This is a genomic window from Rhodopirellula baltica SH 1 (assembly GCF_000196115.1).
GTDB classification, from domain to species: domain Bacteria; phylum Planctomycetota; class Planctomycetia; order Pirellulales; family Pirellulaceae; genus Rhodopirellula; species Rhodopirellula baltica.
Window position 1 is genome coordinate 1332901 of the sequence record NC_005027.1, and the last position, 16076, is coordinate 1348976.

Annotated in this window: 17 protein-coding genes and 2 pseudogenes; 6 read left to right on the top strand and 13 right to left on the bottom strand. The window is 57.1% G+C overall.

Annotated elements, in window-relative coordinates; all coding sequences use genetic code 11:
• The first annotated feature begins 23 nt into the window (after nucleotides 1–23).
• The 6 genes and pseudogenes from argC to RB_RS05065 form a co-directional block, all read left to right on the top strand.
• Nucleotides 24–1064, top strand: coding sequence for an N-acetyl-gamma-glutamyl-phosphate reductase (gene argC, locus RB_RS05040; RefSeq protein WP_011118924.1), 1041 nt, complete (start codon nucleotides 24–26; stop codon nucleotides 1062–1064).
• A gap of 86 nt (nucleotides 1065–1150) precedes the next feature.
• Nucleotides 1151–2500: a DUF1015 domain-containing protein gene (locus tag RB_RS05045; protein ID WP_164921547.1), complete on the top strand. Its 1350-nt coding sequence runs from the start codon at nucleotides 1151–1153 to the stop codon at nucleotides 2498–2500.
• 271 nt (nucleotides 2501–2771) lie between these two features.
• Nucleotides 2772–2951: pseudogene (locus RB_RS05050) on the top strand (transposase); the annotation flags it as partial.
• 35 nt (nucleotides 2952–2986) lie between these two features.
• The gene (locus RB_RS05055) at nucleotides 2987–4027 is read left to right on the top strand and encodes a tyrosine-type recombinase/integrase (protein ID WP_164921548.1); all 1041 of its coding nucleotides are present in this window, start codon (nucleotides 2987–2989) and stop codon (nucleotides 4025–4027) included.
• 14 nt (nucleotides 4028–4041) lie between these two features.
• Nucleotides 4042–5190, top strand: a complete 1149-nt coding sequence (locus tag RB_RS05060) for an IS91 family transposase (RefSeq protein WP_011118929.1) — start codon at nucleotides 4042–4044, stop codon at nucleotides 5188–5190.
• A 400-nt stretch (nucleotides 5191–5590) separates the two neighbouring features.
• Nucleotides 5591–5866: pseudogene (locus RB_RS05065) on the top strand (transposase); the annotation flags it as partial.
• 450 nt (nucleotides 5867–6316) lie between these two features.
• Here the strand turns inward: RB_RS05065 and RB_RS05070 are convergent.
• The 13 genes from RB_RS05070 to RB_RS05135 all read right to left on the bottom strand — a co-directional run bounded on the left by RB_RS05070 (nucleotide 6317) and on the right by RB_RS05135 (nucleotide 16026).
• Nucleotides 6317–7252 carry a lactate/malate dehydrogenase family protein gene (locus tag RB_RS05070; RefSeq protein WP_011118931.1) on the bottom strand — a complete coding sequence of 312 codons (936 nt, stop codon included), beginning with the start codon at nucleotides 7250–7252 and terminating at the stop codon, nucleotides 6317–6319.
• Nucleotides 7253–7380: 128 nt separating this feature from the next.
• Nucleotides 7381–8244, bottom strand: a complete 864-nt coding sequence (locus RB_RS05080) for a class II aldolase/adducin family protein (RefSeq protein ID WP_007324364.1) — start codon at nucleotides 8242–8244, stop codon at nucleotides 7381–7383.
• 86 nt (nucleotides 8245–8330) lie between these two features.
• Complete coding sequence (locus RB_RS05085; protein WP_164921550.1) at nucleotides 8331–8633, bottom strand: EutN/CcmL family microcompartment protein; 303 nt, start codon at nucleotides 8631–8633, stop codon at nucleotides 8331–8333.
• Nucleotides 8633–9298 (bottom strand): hypothetical protein, encoded by a 666-nt coding sequence (locus tag RB_RS05090; RefSeq protein ID WP_164921551.1) that lies wholly within the window; start codon nucleotides 9296–9298, stop codon nucleotides 8633–8635. The genes RB_RS05085 and RB_RS05090 overlap by 1 nt, the downstream gene beginning before the upstream one ends.
• 106 nt (nucleotides 9299–9404) lie before the next feature.
• Complete coding sequence (locus RB_RS05095) at nucleotides 9405–9692, bottom strand: EutN/CcmL family microcompartment protein (protein ID WP_011118934.1); 288 nt, start codon at nucleotides 9690–9692, stop codon at nucleotides 9405–9407.
• A 2-nt stretch (nucleotides 9693–9694) separates the two neighbouring features.
• A complete protein-coding gene (locus tag RB_RS05100; protein ID WP_007333579.1) occupies nucleotides 9695–11119 on the bottom strand; it encodes an aldehyde dehydrogenase family protein in 1425 nt (474 codons plus the stop codon).
• 53 nt (nucleotides 11120–11172) lie between these two features.
• Complete coding sequence (locus RB_RS05105) at nucleotides 11173–11481, bottom strand: EutN/CcmL family microcompartment protein (RefSeq protein ID WP_007324359.1); 309 nt, start codon at nucleotides 11479–11481, stop codon at nucleotides 11173–11175.
• A 64-nt stretch (nucleotides 11482–11545) separates the two neighbouring features.
• Entirely contained in the window at nucleotides 11546–12781 is a 1236-nt protein-coding gene (locus RB_RS05110; RefSeq protein ID WP_011118936.1) for an acetate/propionate family kinase, read from the bottom strand.
• An 84-nt stretch (nucleotides 12782–12865) separates the two neighbouring features.
• Nucleotides 12866–13135, bottom strand: a complete 270-nt coding sequence (locus RB_RS05115; protein WP_007324357.1) for a BMC domain-containing protein — start codon at nucleotides 13133–13135, stop codon at nucleotides 12866–12868.
• Between the two features lie 70 nt (nucleotides 13136–13205).
• Nucleotides 13206–13502, bottom strand: coding sequence for a BMC domain-containing protein (locus RB_RS05120; RefSeq protein WP_007324356.1), 297 nt, complete (start codon nucleotides 13500–13502; stop codon nucleotides 13206–13208).
• A gap of 116 nt (nucleotides 13503–13618) precedes the next feature.
• Nucleotides 13619–14344, bottom strand: coding sequence for a phosphate propanoyltransferase (pduL, locus tag RB_RS05125; protein WP_007333582.1), 726 nt, complete (start codon nucleotides 14342–14344; stop codon nucleotides 13619–13621).
• A complete protein-coding gene (locus RB_RS05130; protein WP_011118937.1) occupies nucleotides 14341–15246 on the bottom strand; it encodes a DeoR/GlpR family DNA-binding transcription regulator in 906 nt (301 codons plus the stop codon). Before RB_RS05130 ends, pduL begins: the two co-directional genes overlap by 4 nt.
• Nucleotides 15247–15432: 186 nt before the next feature.
• Nucleotides 15433–16026 carry a hypothetical protein gene (locus RB_RS05135; protein ID WP_011118939.1) on the bottom strand — a complete coding sequence of 198 codons (594 nt, stop codon included), beginning with the start codon at nucleotides 16024–16026 and terminating at the stop codon, nucleotides 15433–15435.
• Nucleotides 16027–16076: the final 50 nt, after the last annotated feature.

A 16076-nucleotide genomic window follows, 5' to 3' on the forward strand; every position in this document is an offset into this window, starting at 1 on the left:
GTTGAAGTCTTCTTAGTTGCATCATGTCATCATCCAATCTTCGCGTCGCTCTCGTTGGATCGACCGGTTACACCGCACTCGAAGTCGCCCGTTTGCTACTCACCCATCCCGGTGCGGATCTGGTGGTTGCGACCAGTCGCCAAGACGAGGGCAAACCGCTGTCGGAAATTCATCCGATGCTGGCCGGACGCTGCGACGTGACACTGCAACCACTCGATGCAGACGTGATCGCAAAATCGGCTGACGTGGCGATGTGCTGCTTGCCTCACGGTGCATCCGCAGAAAGCGTCAAGCAATTGGCCGAGGCTGGCATGCGAGTGATCGACTTCAGCGCTGACTTCCGGCTCTCGAGTCTCGAAACGTACCAACACTGGTACGGCGTCAAACACCCATGGCCTGAGCGGATCGGTGACGTCGTCTACGGCATGCCCGAATTCTTCGCGGACGAGATTCGTAGTGCCGACATCGTGGCCAATCCAGGGTGCTATCCCACGTCCGCAATCATGCCGCTGGCTCCGCTGGTGAAGGCGGGATTGATCGAAACCGACGACATCATCGTCGACAGTAAATCGGGAGTCTCGGGCGCCGGTCGTTCACCCAAATTGGGAACGCTCTACTGTGAGACCAACGAATCGATCTCAGCGTACGCGGTTGGAACCCACCGCCACGCACCCGAAATCGCGGACCTCGTCGAACGAATCGCAGGTGCTCCGATCGAAGTGATGTTCACGCCTCACTTAACGCCGATGGATCGCGGCATCCTGTCGACCATTTATGTGAAACCAGTTGGCAAGGCGGGTTCGGTCGAAGATGCCGTCCGCGCAATGATGAGTCTGTTGCGAGACACTTACTCCGACCAACCTTGCGTTCACGTGGTCGATCACTTGCCCGCAACGAAGTACGTCGCAGGAACCAACCACGTTCAAATCTCGGTGCGTCCATCGGGCAAACGAGCGGTCATCGTTTGTGCCATCGACAATCTCACCAAGGGTGCCAGTGGTGCCGCGGTGCAAAACATGAACGTGATGTTTGGATTGCCAGAAACGGCTGGGCTGTTGATGTGATTTCAAACACGTTGGCGTGATGTTCATGCCGCGGATGTTTGCAACTTGACTTGGACTTGAAACGTTGTTCTGCATCGGAGCTTGTTATGCCAGAGGTCACACCGTTTGCCGCCTTGCGTTACAACCTGGATCACATTCGGTCGCTTTCCGAAGTGGTTGCACCGCCCTATGACGTCATCGATGTCGATTACCTAGACGTCCTTTACAAACGTCATCCATCCAACGTGATTCGCGTGATCCTGAATCGCGAGGAACCTGGCGACGAGATTGACGAGACCTACTCACGAGCATCTGGTTTCGTCAGACAATGGATTCGCGAGGGTGTGCTGAAACAGGACGACGAACCGGGGTTCTATCTCTATCACCAAACATTTGAGACCGACGGCAAGGATGGTGAGGTCGGAACCGTGACCCGGCGCGGGTTCATGGGACGAGTTCGATTGGAGCCCTTTGGGAAAGGCAACATTCACCCGCACGAAGAAACTCACCCGAAGGCGAAAGTGGATCGTCTGAAGTTGTTGAAGGCAACCGAGCAAAACAACAGCCCGATCTTTGGTTTGTATCCCGACGATGACAACGCCGTCATTGAATGCTTGGAAGCTGCCAAGGACGATGTCACGCCGATCGAAGCGACTGACGACGCGGGCGTGGTCCACACCGTTTGGCCGATCACTGATTCCGGTGCTAGCGCGACGGCTAGTCAATTGTTAGCGGACAAGCCAATGTTTGTGGCGGACGGACACCATCGATACGAAACCGCGTGTGACTACCGAGACTTCGTCGCTGAGCAGGCCGGTGGGATCGCTCCGGATCATCCGGTGAACTTCGTGATGACCATGTTGGTCGGTATGAATGATCCGGGGCTGGTTGTGCTGCCGACGCACCGGTTGATTCGCGGCACTCGTCCTCTGCGATCCGAGGAATTGATCGAACGACTTGGCGACCAATTTGATTGTGAAACGCTGAGCGGTGGCATGTCCGCGGCACCCGACGCTTGGACACGGATCCAATTGGCGAATCGTCAAGGTTTGATGGCGTTGTATGGCGCGGAAGACGAGACATGGGTCATGGCCAATGCGAACGAGAAAGCGATGGCTCGCATGTCCGAGCTTGCCGGCGACCAAAGTGAGACATGGCGATCGCTCGGAGTCAGCTTGCTGCACAAATTGGTGCTGGAGGATTCCTTGGGAGAATCCAATCATCCCAAGCCAACTTATGTCCACGAGGTCAGGGATGTGCTCGCGGGATTGAAAGGCGAGTCGCAAGCCGCGGAGTCAGAAGGCGACGGCCAGTACACCTTCGCGGCGCTCGTGATGCCAGCGTCAGTAGCGGACGTCGAGAAGATCAGCCTGAATCACGAACGCATGCCCGCCAAGAGCACCTACTTCTATCCCAAATTGCTGAGCGGTTTGGTGTTTCACCGGTTGATGCCCTGAGCGGTGCATGGGTGCGATTAACGAATTTTGGTGAATGTTACGTTTGGGAGCGATGAGGGCGGATGAATTTGGCCGTTGGCCAAAGCGTCTGGGTGGTGCGTTGCAATACCAGGGGCGTTGCCCGCTGGCTATGTTGAGTTTGGCCTTTGGCCAATGCGATTGACTGGCCGACGGCCAGTTGCAACGAAGCCAGGGGCATCGCCCCTGGGAGACGAACCAATATCGAACCGTTTGGCCAACGGCCAAAATCAATGGATCAACGGAGACCACAATGCCCCAGTCATTGTCTCAACTCTATGTTCACGTGATCTTTAGCACGAAGGACCGGTTCCCGTTCCTGAAAGACGATATACGTGACCGGGTCCATGCGTACCTGGCCTCTGTGCTACGCGAAATGGGTTCGCCGTTCGTTGTAGTGGGTGGCGTCGACGATCATGTTCACGTTTTGTTCAAGTAAGCCGCTTTCGCGGCGGTTTCGGTTTGGTGGTGGAACGGGCGCGTTGCGGATTGTTGGAAGCATCCTTTCAGGAGGAGCTGTTCGCTGGGAACAGCTCAACAACTCCTCCTGAAAAGGAACACAACGTGTCCAAGTTTAGCTCAAACGGTTCGCAAGATGCACCTGGATCCCACTTCCCTGAAAGTCTTCGCCTGAGACTCTCCGAAGACTTGCACCTGACCGGCAAGGCCAAACGAACTCACGATGGCTACATCCGAGCGGTCAGGCAGCTCTCTGATTTCGCCGGTTGCAGTCCCGACCAGGTGAACGAGCAGCATGTGCGACAGTTCTTCTTACACCTGAAAAACGATCGCAACTTTGCTTATGGATCACTCCGCGTGGCCTTCTCGGGCATCAAGTTCTTCTTCACGCACACCTGCAAGCGTGACTGGGAAATTATCAAGATGCTCAAGCTCCAAAACATCACCACGTTGCCGGAGGTGCTGACGATCGAGCAGGTTCATGAACTGATCGGCTCAGCGACCACGCAGCGAATGTTCGTCTATTTCTGGACTGTCTATTCGCTGGGACTCCGACTCAATGAAGCGTTGCATCTGCAGGTCAGTGACATCGACGCCGAGCGAGGCTGGGTTCATGTCCATCGTGGCAAGGGAGCCAAGGACCGGTACGTGCCACTGCCGACGACGACCGTTCGACTTCTGCGAAACTACTGGGCCAGTCATCGACATCCAAGCTTTCTGTTTCCGGCAGATGGACGAAAGCATGACCTCGCCAAAGACGGCGTCAGCGAAGCGACGACCCCGATGAGCGAAACGGCCGTTCAAGGAGCAATGAAGCAGATCACGAAAAACCTCCGCTTTGGCAAGAAGGTCAGCATCCATACGCTACGTCATTCCTATGCGACGCACTTGCTCGAAGCGGGCGTGGGACTGAAGGTGATTCAAAAGTACTTGGGGCATTCTTCGCTGCAGACCACGATGGTCTATCTGCATCTGACGGATACGGCCGAAGCCAACGCTCGCGAAGAAATCGAAAGGCTGTTCGGTAGTCTACCTGGCAGCGGCGAGTAAACCCGCTCTCGCAAATGCCCACGGTTGCGGAGGCTCTTCGCCAATTCGCACCGGCATACCTGCAGCAACACGCCGATTCGATCTCGGTCGCCGAAGACAAAGTTCTTGGCGCGATCACTCGTTGTCGCACCGGTGCGCTCGGTGGTGTTCACTACCAGTGCGGCGGTTGCGGAAGCGATCACTGGGTCGGACGTTCGTGTGGCAATCGGCACTGCCCAAACTGCGGTCACCAGCGGACGCAGGCGTGGATTGAAACGCAGGCTGCCAAGCTGATGCCGGTTCATCACTTCTTGGTCACTTTCACGGTGCCCCGGGAGGTTGGCTTGGTGCTGCGCGTTCACCAACGTGACGGTTACCGATGCTTGTTCGATGCGAGCAGTCAGAGCATTCGCGATGTGGGATCGGCAACCAAGAGCCTGAAAGGATGCCAACTTGGATTCTTCGGCGTGCTTCATACCTGGGGTCGCGATCCGGCCGTCTATCATCCGCACGTTCACTATGTCGTTCCTGGCGGCGGAGTGAAACTGGATGAGCTTGGCCACGCCCTGTCATGGCAGAGCACACCGAAGAACTTCTTGTTCCATCACGGCACGTTGATCCGCACCTATAAGGCGAAGCTTGCCGAAGAGCTTCGAGCGGCAGGTCTTTATGCCCAAATCGATCGTGAAGCTTGGTCGAAAGACTTCGTTGTCGACATCCAGCCGGTTGGGCACGGCGTTCCGACGCTGAAGTACCTGGCACCGTACGTTCATCGAGTCGCGATCAACGACAGTCGCATCATGGATGTCAATTCGGAAACGGTGACGTACCAAATCCGTCGCAAAGGGAACGTGATGCAGAGCAAGACCGTTGCCGGCGACGACTTCGTGGGCAACTTCTTGCAGCACGTGCTGCCAACGAACTTCATGAAGATCCGCCACTACGGTTGGATGAGCGGGAACAGCAAGGTGAAGGTCGAGGAGGTGAAGTGGATGGTCTGGCTGATGCTTGGCTGGACGTTCTGGCTGGGCAGCGGCTACGCGCCACAGGATGAACCACTGACCGTGCCGATGAAGTGTCGCCTGTGCGGCGGTGTGATGCGAGTGATCGAGGTCAGCTACACCTCGTTGTCGTCGCAGGGCATCCGCCCCGAGCACGGGCTGACTTACTACGACAGTGGTTAACGCATGAACCAGGGAAGCGAAACGACCGAGCGAATTCGAACGTCTTCAGAAGGGCGAATGGGGGCGATATGTCGCGACGGCAATCTCAAGCTCAAAACTCATCGGGCAATCAGCGTCAATCCGCTTCCATGCAACTCTTCCCCAGCGAAACTGGCCGAGAGCAAACGGCCGATCAGGAAGTCACCTGCTTCAGAGCCAACCCGCCTCTTCGTTAGAGAACGCAGCCGGGAAGCAATTCCCAAGAGAGACTTAATCAACGCCTCGTCATTCACCCCCGGGCATCTTGAACAGAGGACTTGAGCTTCGGCTAGGCGACGCGTTCTAAACCGCGGCGAACGAAGAAAACTGAAAGAGAAAGTGACTCAACCGCCGCATCCACGCGAAGTCAAATCCTTATTGGTTTGACATGAGCCGAATCCATCCGGCGAAGGACTTTGTGGAGAAGGCCAAGCGGGAGACGTCCAAGTTTGTGAAGACGCTACGTCCCAACCTGGACAAGTTCTATTGGCAACGAGGGTACGGGATCTTTTCGGTCTCCCCAACGCATCGTGAAAGCGTCGTTGCCTACATCGAGAACCAGCAGGAGCATCACCGGGCAACGACATTCCAAGACGAATATCGCGACTTCCTCCAACGATATGGGATCGCGTTTGATGAACGATACGTTTGGGAGTGATGATCGGTTGCATTTGGCCGTTGGCCAAAGTGTGTGTGGTGCGTTGTAAGACCAGGGGCGTCGCCCGCTGGCTATGTTGAGTTTGGCCTTTGGCCAATGCGGTTGACTGGCCAACGGCCAGTTTCATCGAAGCCAGGGGCATCGCCCCTGGAACTCGGATCGACATCGTTTCGTTTGGCCAACGGCCAAAATCAATTGGGCCATGGAGACCTTGGTGCCTCAGCCATCGGCGAGAAGGCCATCGTCGAATTTTGGCGAACGATATGTTTGGGAGCGATGAGGGCGAAGAGTTTGGCCTTTGGCCAATGCGAACAGACTGGCCAACGGCCAGATTCATCGAAGCCAGGGGCATCGCCCCTGGGACTCGAACCGACATCGATCGGTTTGGCCAACGGCCAAATTCAATTGGGCGACTTGGCTTCCGAATTCTGGCGAATCCGGTTACCAGCTTCACTTGATTCTTGGCAGAACGGTGTTTAGGGTTTTGCGGAGGGCGGCGCCGCTGGCTCGGAGGCCTTGGACTTCTTTGGGCCACAGGTCGATTTCGAGTTGATCGACGACACCGGCGCGGCCAACCACCGTGGGGACACTGAGTGCTACATCGTGGATGCCGTAGCAGCCCGACTGCACGCTGCTGACGGGTAGCAAGCACTTGCGATCAAGGATCACGGCGTCGATCACATCGCGAATTGCGATGCCGACGGCAAAGCCCGCTCCGCCTTTGCGTTTGATGACTTCCGCGCCGCTGCCGCGAGTCCGGGTGAACAGTTGGTTGGCGAGGGCTGGGGTCCAGCCGGGGAATTTTTCCAATGGCAAGCTACCGATCGCCGCACTGCTCCAAATCGGAACCATCGTGTCGCCGTGCTCGCCCAAGATCAACGCTTTGGTTTGCGTTGGTGGTGCCTTGAGTTCCTCTGCAATCAACGAGCAGAATCGGATCGTATCAAGCTGAGTTCCCAAACCGATGACTTGTTTGATTGGCAATCCTAGCATGCCTGCGGCGACGTAAGTCAGGATGTCGACCGGGTTGCTGACGACCAATACGATCGCGGATTGCTTCGGCCCTGCGGCTTTCACGTCGCGAAGAATTTGCACGAACAAGTCGGTGTTGCGGTTGATCAGGTCCAGACGTGACTCATCGGGTTTGCGACGCAGCCCCGCGGTGATGCAGATGACGTCGCTGTCAGGAATGTGCTCGTAACCACCGCCCACGATCGTTTGATCGGCAACACTCGGCGAACCGTGTTGCAAATCCAACGCGTGACCCACGGCCGTTTCAACGTTGACGTCCAGCAACGCGATTTCGCGAGCCAAGCCGCCGCACTGCAAGGCGTAAGCGGCACAAGATCCGACGAGGCCGCCGGCACCAATGATGGAAACTTTCATGGGATCAGTTGAGTTGAATGTTGGGGGATGGTTTGGTGGTGTTAGCGGAGCGGCGCGAGCCGCCCGGTGCGGTACCGGAGGGCTCGCGCCCTACCGCTAGGAATCCGAATTCTGGCGAATCCGGCTACCTAGCTCGACGCTTTCATCTGACGCATGACTTCGTTGGTGATCAGCTTCACGAGCTGTTCCTCATCAACACCAGCAGGTGCCGACGAAGCCGAGCCGGATGTTTTGATCGGTGGTGGTGGAGCGAATGCACGACGTTCCACACCCGAGTCTTTCCACGAATCGCGGAAGATGTCGTTGGCGCAGATGTCGCAATCTTCGTACTCGGACGTGTTGCGTGGGTCTTTGAAGCCCCATTTGTCTTTCAGTTCCAGCAACTCACGTGACTTGGTTTCGTCCAAGTATGACACGTTGCCCAGTTGCTTGGCGAGCAACAACATACGGCAGTACGAGTCAAGAATTTCAGTCCACCAGTAGGCTCGTTCAACCGATTCGCCATAAGACACGGTGCCGTGGTTGGCCAAAATCATCACGTTCGTTTTTTCAACGAAAGGAATGATCGTGTCGGCGAAGGCTTGTCCGCCAGGTGTTTCGTACTTGGTGATCGGGACGTCGCCGAGGAAGACTTCGACTTCCGGCAAGATGCACTGTGGAATCGGCTCGCGAGCGATCGCGAACGCGGTCGCGTGTGGTGGGTGGCAGTGAACGACGGACTTGATGTCAGCACGTTGCTTGTAGATTTCCAGGTGCAACAACGCTTCGCTGCTGCGTTTTTTGCGACCAGCGATTTGTTTGCCGGTCATGTCGATCATCGAGATGTCGTCGGGCGTCAAATAGCCTTTGCAATGCATCGTCGGTGTGCAGAGGACTTCGTTTTCGCTGACGCGGACGGTGATGTTGCCGTCGTTGGCCGCCGCGAATTGACGGTTGTAGATGCGGCGACCGATGTCGCACATGTCTTGTTTGATCTTATGGATGTTTTGCATGACAAGTGGTCCAAGTCAGGAAAGGGAGGTCGAGAGATGGGAGATGAATCGGAACGGGAGGAGCGTTCCGAGTTGAGTTTTGTTGGTCACGAGGTTTGAACCTCGCAGTGGTCAAGGATGGCAACGATGGAAGCATCCGTCGGTTTGACTTCGGGACGAAACGGAGCGGCGGATTCAGGCCCTTCGGCCAGAGCGACCCAGTCGCCGTTTCTGCTGCCAACCAGATCCCAAGCGACGATGGTGTCACCACCGATCGGTTTGGCATCGTCCTGGTTGACTTGAATTTGATCCGCGGACTCCACGACTTCGACACAGCGAAGTTTGTAGCCCTTCATCGAAGGATGCATTCGCGAAAGCGTCACGGTTCCAATCACACGAGCGATCTTCATCAAGTTGCCTCCTGCGACGTGGAAGATGTGCTGAGCTGAGCGATGCTGGTTGCCGCATTCACCAACGCAACGAGGTTGAACCGCTGCATGTCGAGGACAAATGTGTCGGCGTCAATTTCCGATGCGAATCGCGGGATGTCTTCGAGACGAGTGATCAACACCGCTCGTGCACCCGACTGGATGCGACCGAGCAACGCGGTCGCGGGATGTTTCGTGACGATGACGGAGCGGTGAGCCCGTGGGCAATGATCGACGCCGCGAAGCGCAAGCTGTCGAGCCAGCGCGTCGCGAATGGATTTGGAGGAGGTGTCGGTGTGCAGTTGAATGAATCGTTTGCCGGAATTGCTCGCCGGTTTGATGGCAGCGGCGGACGTGCTTTCGGCTCCGGCCAGGGAAATGCCACGGGCTCGCATTTCGTCGCGTGCGGCGGGCGTCACGATGCCTCCGGACAACTGAACCTGGGTGACTCCCGAGGGAATGCCGCGAATCACGTCGACGCTGATGACTTTGTCGCTCAGGACGTGAGCTGAAGGGGCATGCGTGGCTGGTTTGGACGTCGAACCGTTGGTGTTGGTTTGGTCTCGCAACCGGCGCAACACCTGCTCCACGATCGACGCGATGTCGACGTTGGTTGGCGTAGCGGTTTGGGTTGCGGGAGAGTTCATTGTTTTGGTTGGTCGGCGGGTTCGGCAGAATTCGGTTGTTGAGTTGGGGTTGGAATCACAGGCTGGAAGCCCATGCCACTTCACAGACTGGAAGCCTATACCACTCCTATTTCTTCTTGTTCTTTTTCTTCTTCGCAGGTTCGTCGATCAGGCCTTGGACGCTCCATCGAGCGGGGCAGGTTTCGAAACCGGTCATCTCGCGGATGGGGCCGGTTTCGCTGGTCAGCATCACACGATCACCAACCCGGCACCCGAGTTCGTCCAACACGAGCAACGGTGCTCCGTCTGGTTTCTCGCCAACGCCGGTAGGTTGAACGAGGACGAGACGTCGGCCTTGCAGTGATTCGTGTTTGACGGTCGCGCGGGTGTGACCGATGACGCGTGCGGGTTGCATTCTCAGACCACTCGCAGTTCGTCGATCATGCTGCAGCGTCGTTCGCGAGTGAACGTGTCAGGTGTCGTGACGCCTTCGCCGGTTGGACCCGCGATGGAGAACGACAGGTATCCTTCGCCGCCCAGTCCCAATGCGGCCATGCAAGGTCCGTTCTTGACGTACAAGGTGGTGTCGAGTTCCTTGCCCATCTTGGTCATGTTGTGAACGTTGCGCGAGTGAATGATCGCGGTGTGGCGGAAGCCGTGTTCGTAGTGCTTGGCCATCGCGATGGCGTGATCCACGTCGCGGGCTCGGACGAAGGGGATGAACGGCATCATTTGTTCGACACTGACGAAGGGATGATGCTCGTCCGTTTCACCGAAGATCAATTCGCACGATTCGGGAACCTTCACACCCGCAGCAGCGGCCAACACGGAAGCGTCTTTGCCAATGAAATCTTTCGCGGCGGCGTCGTGGTTGTCGTCACCGACTTGGGTGATCGCGACCGAAGTCAGCTTTGCGATTTGGGCTTGGTCGAGCTGAACGGCTCCGGCACGTCGCATCGCGGCCATCATGTCGTCGAAGACCGAATCGACGACGAAGACTTCTTTCTCAGCGATGCACAACAAGTTGTTGTCGTACGCACCGCCTTGGATGATGCAGCGAGCCGCGTTGTCGAGGTCAGCGGTTTCGTCGACGACAACGGGTGGGTTGCCCGGGCCAGCAACAATGGCTCGTTTGCCACTGTTCAGAGCGGCACGGCCAACGGCGGGGCCACCGGTGACACAGATCAATGCGACGTCGCGGTGGCCGAACAGTTCAGCCGCACTTTCGAGCGTTGGTTCAGCGATCACGCAGATCAGGTTGTCGATGCCGACTTCGCGAGCGATTTCTTCGTTGAAGCGACGGACACCTTCGGCGGCAACCAAGCGACCTGATGGGTGAGGGTTGACGACGACGGCGTTTCCGCCAGCGATCATGCTGACGGCGTTGCCGGTGATCGTTGGCAGGCTGTGCGTGACCGGGGTGATTGCCGCGATCACGCCAAACGGGGCTCGCTCGATGATGGCCAGGCCATGGTCACCGGAGAAGGCTTTCGTTTGCAAAAACTCGGTGCCCGGCGACAGTTCGCCGAGGGCTCGCAGTTTTTCGATCTTGTGTTCGGGACGACCGATTCCGGTTTCTCGCATTTCCATCAGCCCGAGCTCTTCGCAGTTCTCGATGCTGATCTTGCGAATGATGTCGATCACACGTTTGCGATCTTCCATCGGACGCTGGCGAAGTTGTTCGAACGCACGACGAGCCGCGGCGACCGCATCGGAAGCGTTGCCGAAGATGCCGTGGCTGCCTTCAAAGGCGTTCGCCGGATCTGGCATGCTGGGCATCGGTCCGACTTCCGCGAGCACTTGAGCGACCACGCTGCGAATGGTGTTTTCGTCGAGTTGCATGATGAGAGATGAATGAGGGGTGATGGATTGGATGGGGAAAGCGATCGCACGGGCTAGGTGCTGACTTTCACCTCTTTGGCATCCACGTGAACGGAATCGACCAAGCCGATGACGACCGCGTCGATGGGAAGTGTTTTGGTTTCGGGAGTCAGGCGAGCACTGCTTCCTTGGCACACCAGCACCAACTCACCTTCGCCAGCGCCCAACGTGTCGACCGCGATGAAAGTGCGTCCCGTTGAGGAAAGCTTTGCACGCGTTTTCTCATCAAGCCGGTATGGCTCGACAATCAACAGTTTGTGACCGGTCATGGATGCAACCTTTTGGGTGCAAACGACCGATCCGGTGACGCGGGCTAGGAACATGGAAGTGGTGGGTTGAGGTGATGTGTTGGGGAGATCGACGCCAGGTGGAACCTGGCCTACAGTGCTACTGGGCGGCGAGAGCACGGAGGCTTCGCTTGGCCACGATCCATTCTTCGTTGGTGGGCAAAACCAAAATTTGAGTTTTGCTGGACTCGGTGTGCAGGCTTCCTTCGCCACGCATGCCGTCATTCTTGGAGGCATCCAGTTCGATGCCAAAACCTTCCAGGCCCGCACAAACGGCGGCCCGGACAACGTCGCTGTTTTCACCAATTCCTCCGGTGAACACGATCGCGTCCAAACGACCCAGCGCGACCATCATTCCGCCGAGGTGTCGGCGAATCTCTTCGGTGTAAACACCGAGAGCCAATTTCGCGTCGGCGTTGCCTTCGGAAGCGGCCGACTCGATGTCACGCAAATCCGCCATGCCTCCGGACAAACCTTTCAGTCCACCTTGGCTGGCGAGCGTCTTCAGGACTTCCTCGAGCGATTGGCTGGTCCGCTCCATGATCAACGGGATCGCGAAAGCGTCGAAGTCGCCCACTCGGTTGTTCTGCGGGACGCCGGTTTGAGGTGTCATGCCCATCGTGGTCATGATGCTCTTGCCGGAATCGATCGCGGTCAGCGAGCTGCTTCCGCCCAAGTGACACGAGATGATCTTGGCGTCGTCGCGACCCAAGACTTCCGCGGCACGTTCGGCAATGAAGCGGTGGCTGGAACCGTGGAATCCCCACTTTTGAATTTGCATTTCACGCGTCCATTCCGCAGGGATCGCATAGGTGCGACGCTCCGGCGAAATCGTGTCGTGAAATTCGGTTTCAAACGCGGCAACCAACGGTAGCTCCGGAAAACGTTGACGTAACAATTTCATCGCGGCGATGTAGGGAGGGTTGTGCGCCGGTGCGGCGGCACTCATCTCGTCCATCGCTTCAAGCACTTCGTCATCGACGACGAAGGTGCCACTTTTGCGTCCACCGTGAACGGCTTTGAATCCGATCGCGGCGACTTCATTGGCCTCTGTCAAACATCCGTTTTCAGGATGGGTCAGTTGGTCCAAGCAGGCTTGAACGGCAACCCCATGATCCGGCACGGGCATCTGCGTTTCTTCGCGAAACGTTTCGCCTTGATGCGATTGCGTGACAATCACTTCGCATTGACTGATGGGTTCGCCAATGCGATCGACGGCCCCACGAGCGAGCACGCGAGAATCCGGCGAAGCGTTCGCAGATTCAAAGTCACCGGACATGTCCAGCAGCTTGTACTTGAAACTGGTCGAACCCAAATTGGCAACGAGGATCAACATCGAATCACGGTCCTTGTGAAAGAGGTTTCACGCAGCGTGTGTGAACCAGGTTGTGAATTTCGCAACCGGATCACACGGCGGCGATCAATTGAAGTAAGCGTTCATCAAGCCTTCGGCTGGACGAGCGATCACGTGGCTGCTGACCAATTCGCCAACTTGTGCGGCTGCGGCGGCACCGGCTTCGACGGCCGCGCGGACGCTTCCGACGTCACCGCTGACGACGGTCGTGACCATTCCACCACCGAGGTCGACGCGTTTGACAACAGCGACGTTGGCGGCTTTGGCCATCGCGTCGGTGGCTTCGACCAACGGCAAGAGGCCCTTCGTTTCAATCAAACCAATGGCATCGTTCATTTGAGATTCTCTAAAAGTTGTTTTGGTGAGGTGGGAGACAATCGGGGTGACAGACGCTGCTGTCGCTCGATCACTTTTTGCTGGCCGAAGGCAGCTTCAGGATCTTTTCCAAATCGCCGTGAGGACGAGGGATCACTTGAACGCTGACGACTTCGCCGACGCGACCGGCGGCTGCAGCACCCGCATCGGTGGCAGCTTTGACAGCGGCGACATCGCCGGTGACAAACACGGTTGCCAAGCCAGCACCAATCTTGTCCCAACCAAGGAACTGAACGTTGGCGGCTTTCATCATTGCGTCGGTTGCCTCCACTGCTGAAACGAAACCTTTGGTTTCGATCATGCCGAGGGCTTCACTGATTTTGGCCATCTTTTGAGATACCTAAAAAGGAAAGGGGAAAACGTGAAAGGGTTTGAGTTGGCAGGTTGCCAACGGTTTCAATCACCGGACCAAACTGGCGCCGGCGAACGGTTTGAATGGATGGGTCAGTGCTGGCAAGCACAGCCTGATTTCTTCAGTTCAACGCTGGTCGCTGCATCCAGGTTGCAAGCGTTGCCTTCGTCCGTGTCGATGTGAACTTCCAATTTGGCCGCTTCATCGGCGCGAACCAAAACGTCTTCGAACGAGACGCTGCAGTCAGGGCTGCGAACCGAAAGTTGCATCATGTCGCCGTTGCTGACGCCGTAGTACTCGGCGTCGGCGTAGTTCATGTGGACGTGGCGAGCAGCGCGGATGACGCCTTGTTCGAGCTGAACGCTGCCGGCAGGACCGACCAACACGCATCCGGGCGTGCCATCGATTTTGCCGCTGTGGCGAACCGGTGCGTTGATGCCCAACGAGATCGAATCGGTCAGTGCGAGTTCGACTTGGCTGGCTCCACGCGTTGGTCCGAGCACGCGGACGCTGGGGAGCATCCGTTTGCGAGGTCCGACGACCATTACGGTTTGCTTGGCGGCGTAAAAGCCGTCTTGGTAAAGGTCTTTGTCGGGTTCCAAAACGCTGCCGCGGCCGAACAGGATCTCGACGTGTTCGTCGGTCAGGTGGCAGTGGCGGGCGGAAATGCTGACACGCAAGTTCGGTTTGCCGTCGACCCAACCAAGAGGTTGCTGTCCGGCGGATCCGACTGACGGTGCAGCCGTTGCCAAACCCGATTGACGGATCGCGTTGCGAACGAGGGATTCAATGCGTGAACGATCGACAGCCAAGCTCATGAGAGATTCGCGTTGTTCAAGGAGTGGGTGGGGGAGGAGTTCGATGGGGACGCGGTCGGAGCCGGCGCCGATGTTTTCTGCGGTGACTGGGGCGTTGATGCCTGGGCCATCGATGACTGGGCCGACTGCGATTGAGTCAACGGGGACTGGGCCAAGCGTAGTTGGACACCGGCGGATTCCAGCCACGCTTTCGCGTCAGAATCCAGCCCGTCGTCCGTGACAACCGTGTCCATCTGATGCAATTCGCAAATCCGGCTCAAACTGGTTTTCCCGAACTTGCTGTGGTCGGCCAGCACGATGCCTCGCTCGGCCGATGCGAGCATCGCCTTTTCGCTTTCCACCAGCATCATGTCGCTGTTGAAAAATCCGCGAGGCGAAACGCCGGCGACCGACAAGAAAGCGGTGGTGACGTGGATGTTTGCCAGTTGCGAATCGGCCAGAGGACCGATCGTGACCGAGGTGCGACCGCGAACGCAGCCGCCGATCATGACCAAGTCGATTGAATCGCTGGTGGAAAGCAAATGCGCGACCGGCAGCGAATTCGTCACGACTTGGAGTGGCCGATGGATGATCAGGCGAGCCAATTCGTAAACCGTGCTACCGCCATCCAGCAAAATGGTGTCGTGGTCGGCGATCAATTCCGACGCGGCTCGGCCGATCGATTGTTTCGCAGCCCAAAAATCGTCGTTACGGGATTCGAAGACGCTGATCGTGTCGGAGTCGCCCGTCCAATAGACACCGCCGTGGGTGCGGCGAGCCAAACCGGCTTCTTCCAGCATTTCCAAATCACGACGGATCGTCGATTCGCTGACCGACAATTGCGACGCCAGTTCGCCCAAAGCCGCGAATCCGCGGTCTTTGACCAAATCACGCAATCGATCTCGACGTTCGTCGGTGGTCACTGAGTGGGGCGCTGTGGGGATTGGGGCGCTGTAGCGAAGAATCTACCAGGCAGTTCCGTAGCTCAGTTGCAAGATTTCTTGCAGGGCGACAGGTTTCTGCCATCGGCTGGTATTATTCTTTCAAGCCTACACCATTGCAAGCGTCCAATTGTGTGGATTTGGAAAAGATGGGAGGAATGAATGTCGCTATGCGTTGGGCTGGGCGGCGATTTCGGGATTGTCAGTGATAGATACCAACCACCCACTGGTCCGATCGAGCATCTCGAACGCGTCGATCCCCACTGATTCCCAGGAATAGATGGAAGGCTGGGTGGATAGGGAAGAGTTTGAGCCGTCTGGAGCTGTCGACGCGATCGTGACGTTTGGAAGATCTCTTTCACGAAAGAGCTCTAAGGCGGTGAGCAATTGTTGCCGCGTTTCAGCCCATTGCTCCAAAACGTTTCGCTGGATCGCCGAGTCAATCGGCTGCCACACAAGTTTGACTTTCTGCGTTCGATCACCGGCGGATCCATCTGGGTTGGTCGGCTCCGGACGCCGGAGCTCGCACAGCCTTCCACCCTCCGCTGCCAATTTTGAGCCATCCAGGTAGACTCGTCGCAGTTGATTGTCCGCGTTGAATTGGTAGACCCGGTCAGGGCCATCGTAGAACGCCGCTCCACCGCCGGTTCGCCAACCGATCACCCATTCTCGGCCGCTCGCTCGGTGCAGCAGTCGAGCTCGCTCGGGCAAATTGACACCTTCCAACAGTAAATCTTCGCGGTCGTGAGTTTCGCGTGCCATCGTGTTCAGTTTGTTTGTTGGACTGAATTTCTGTTTTGACCTGTCGCTGT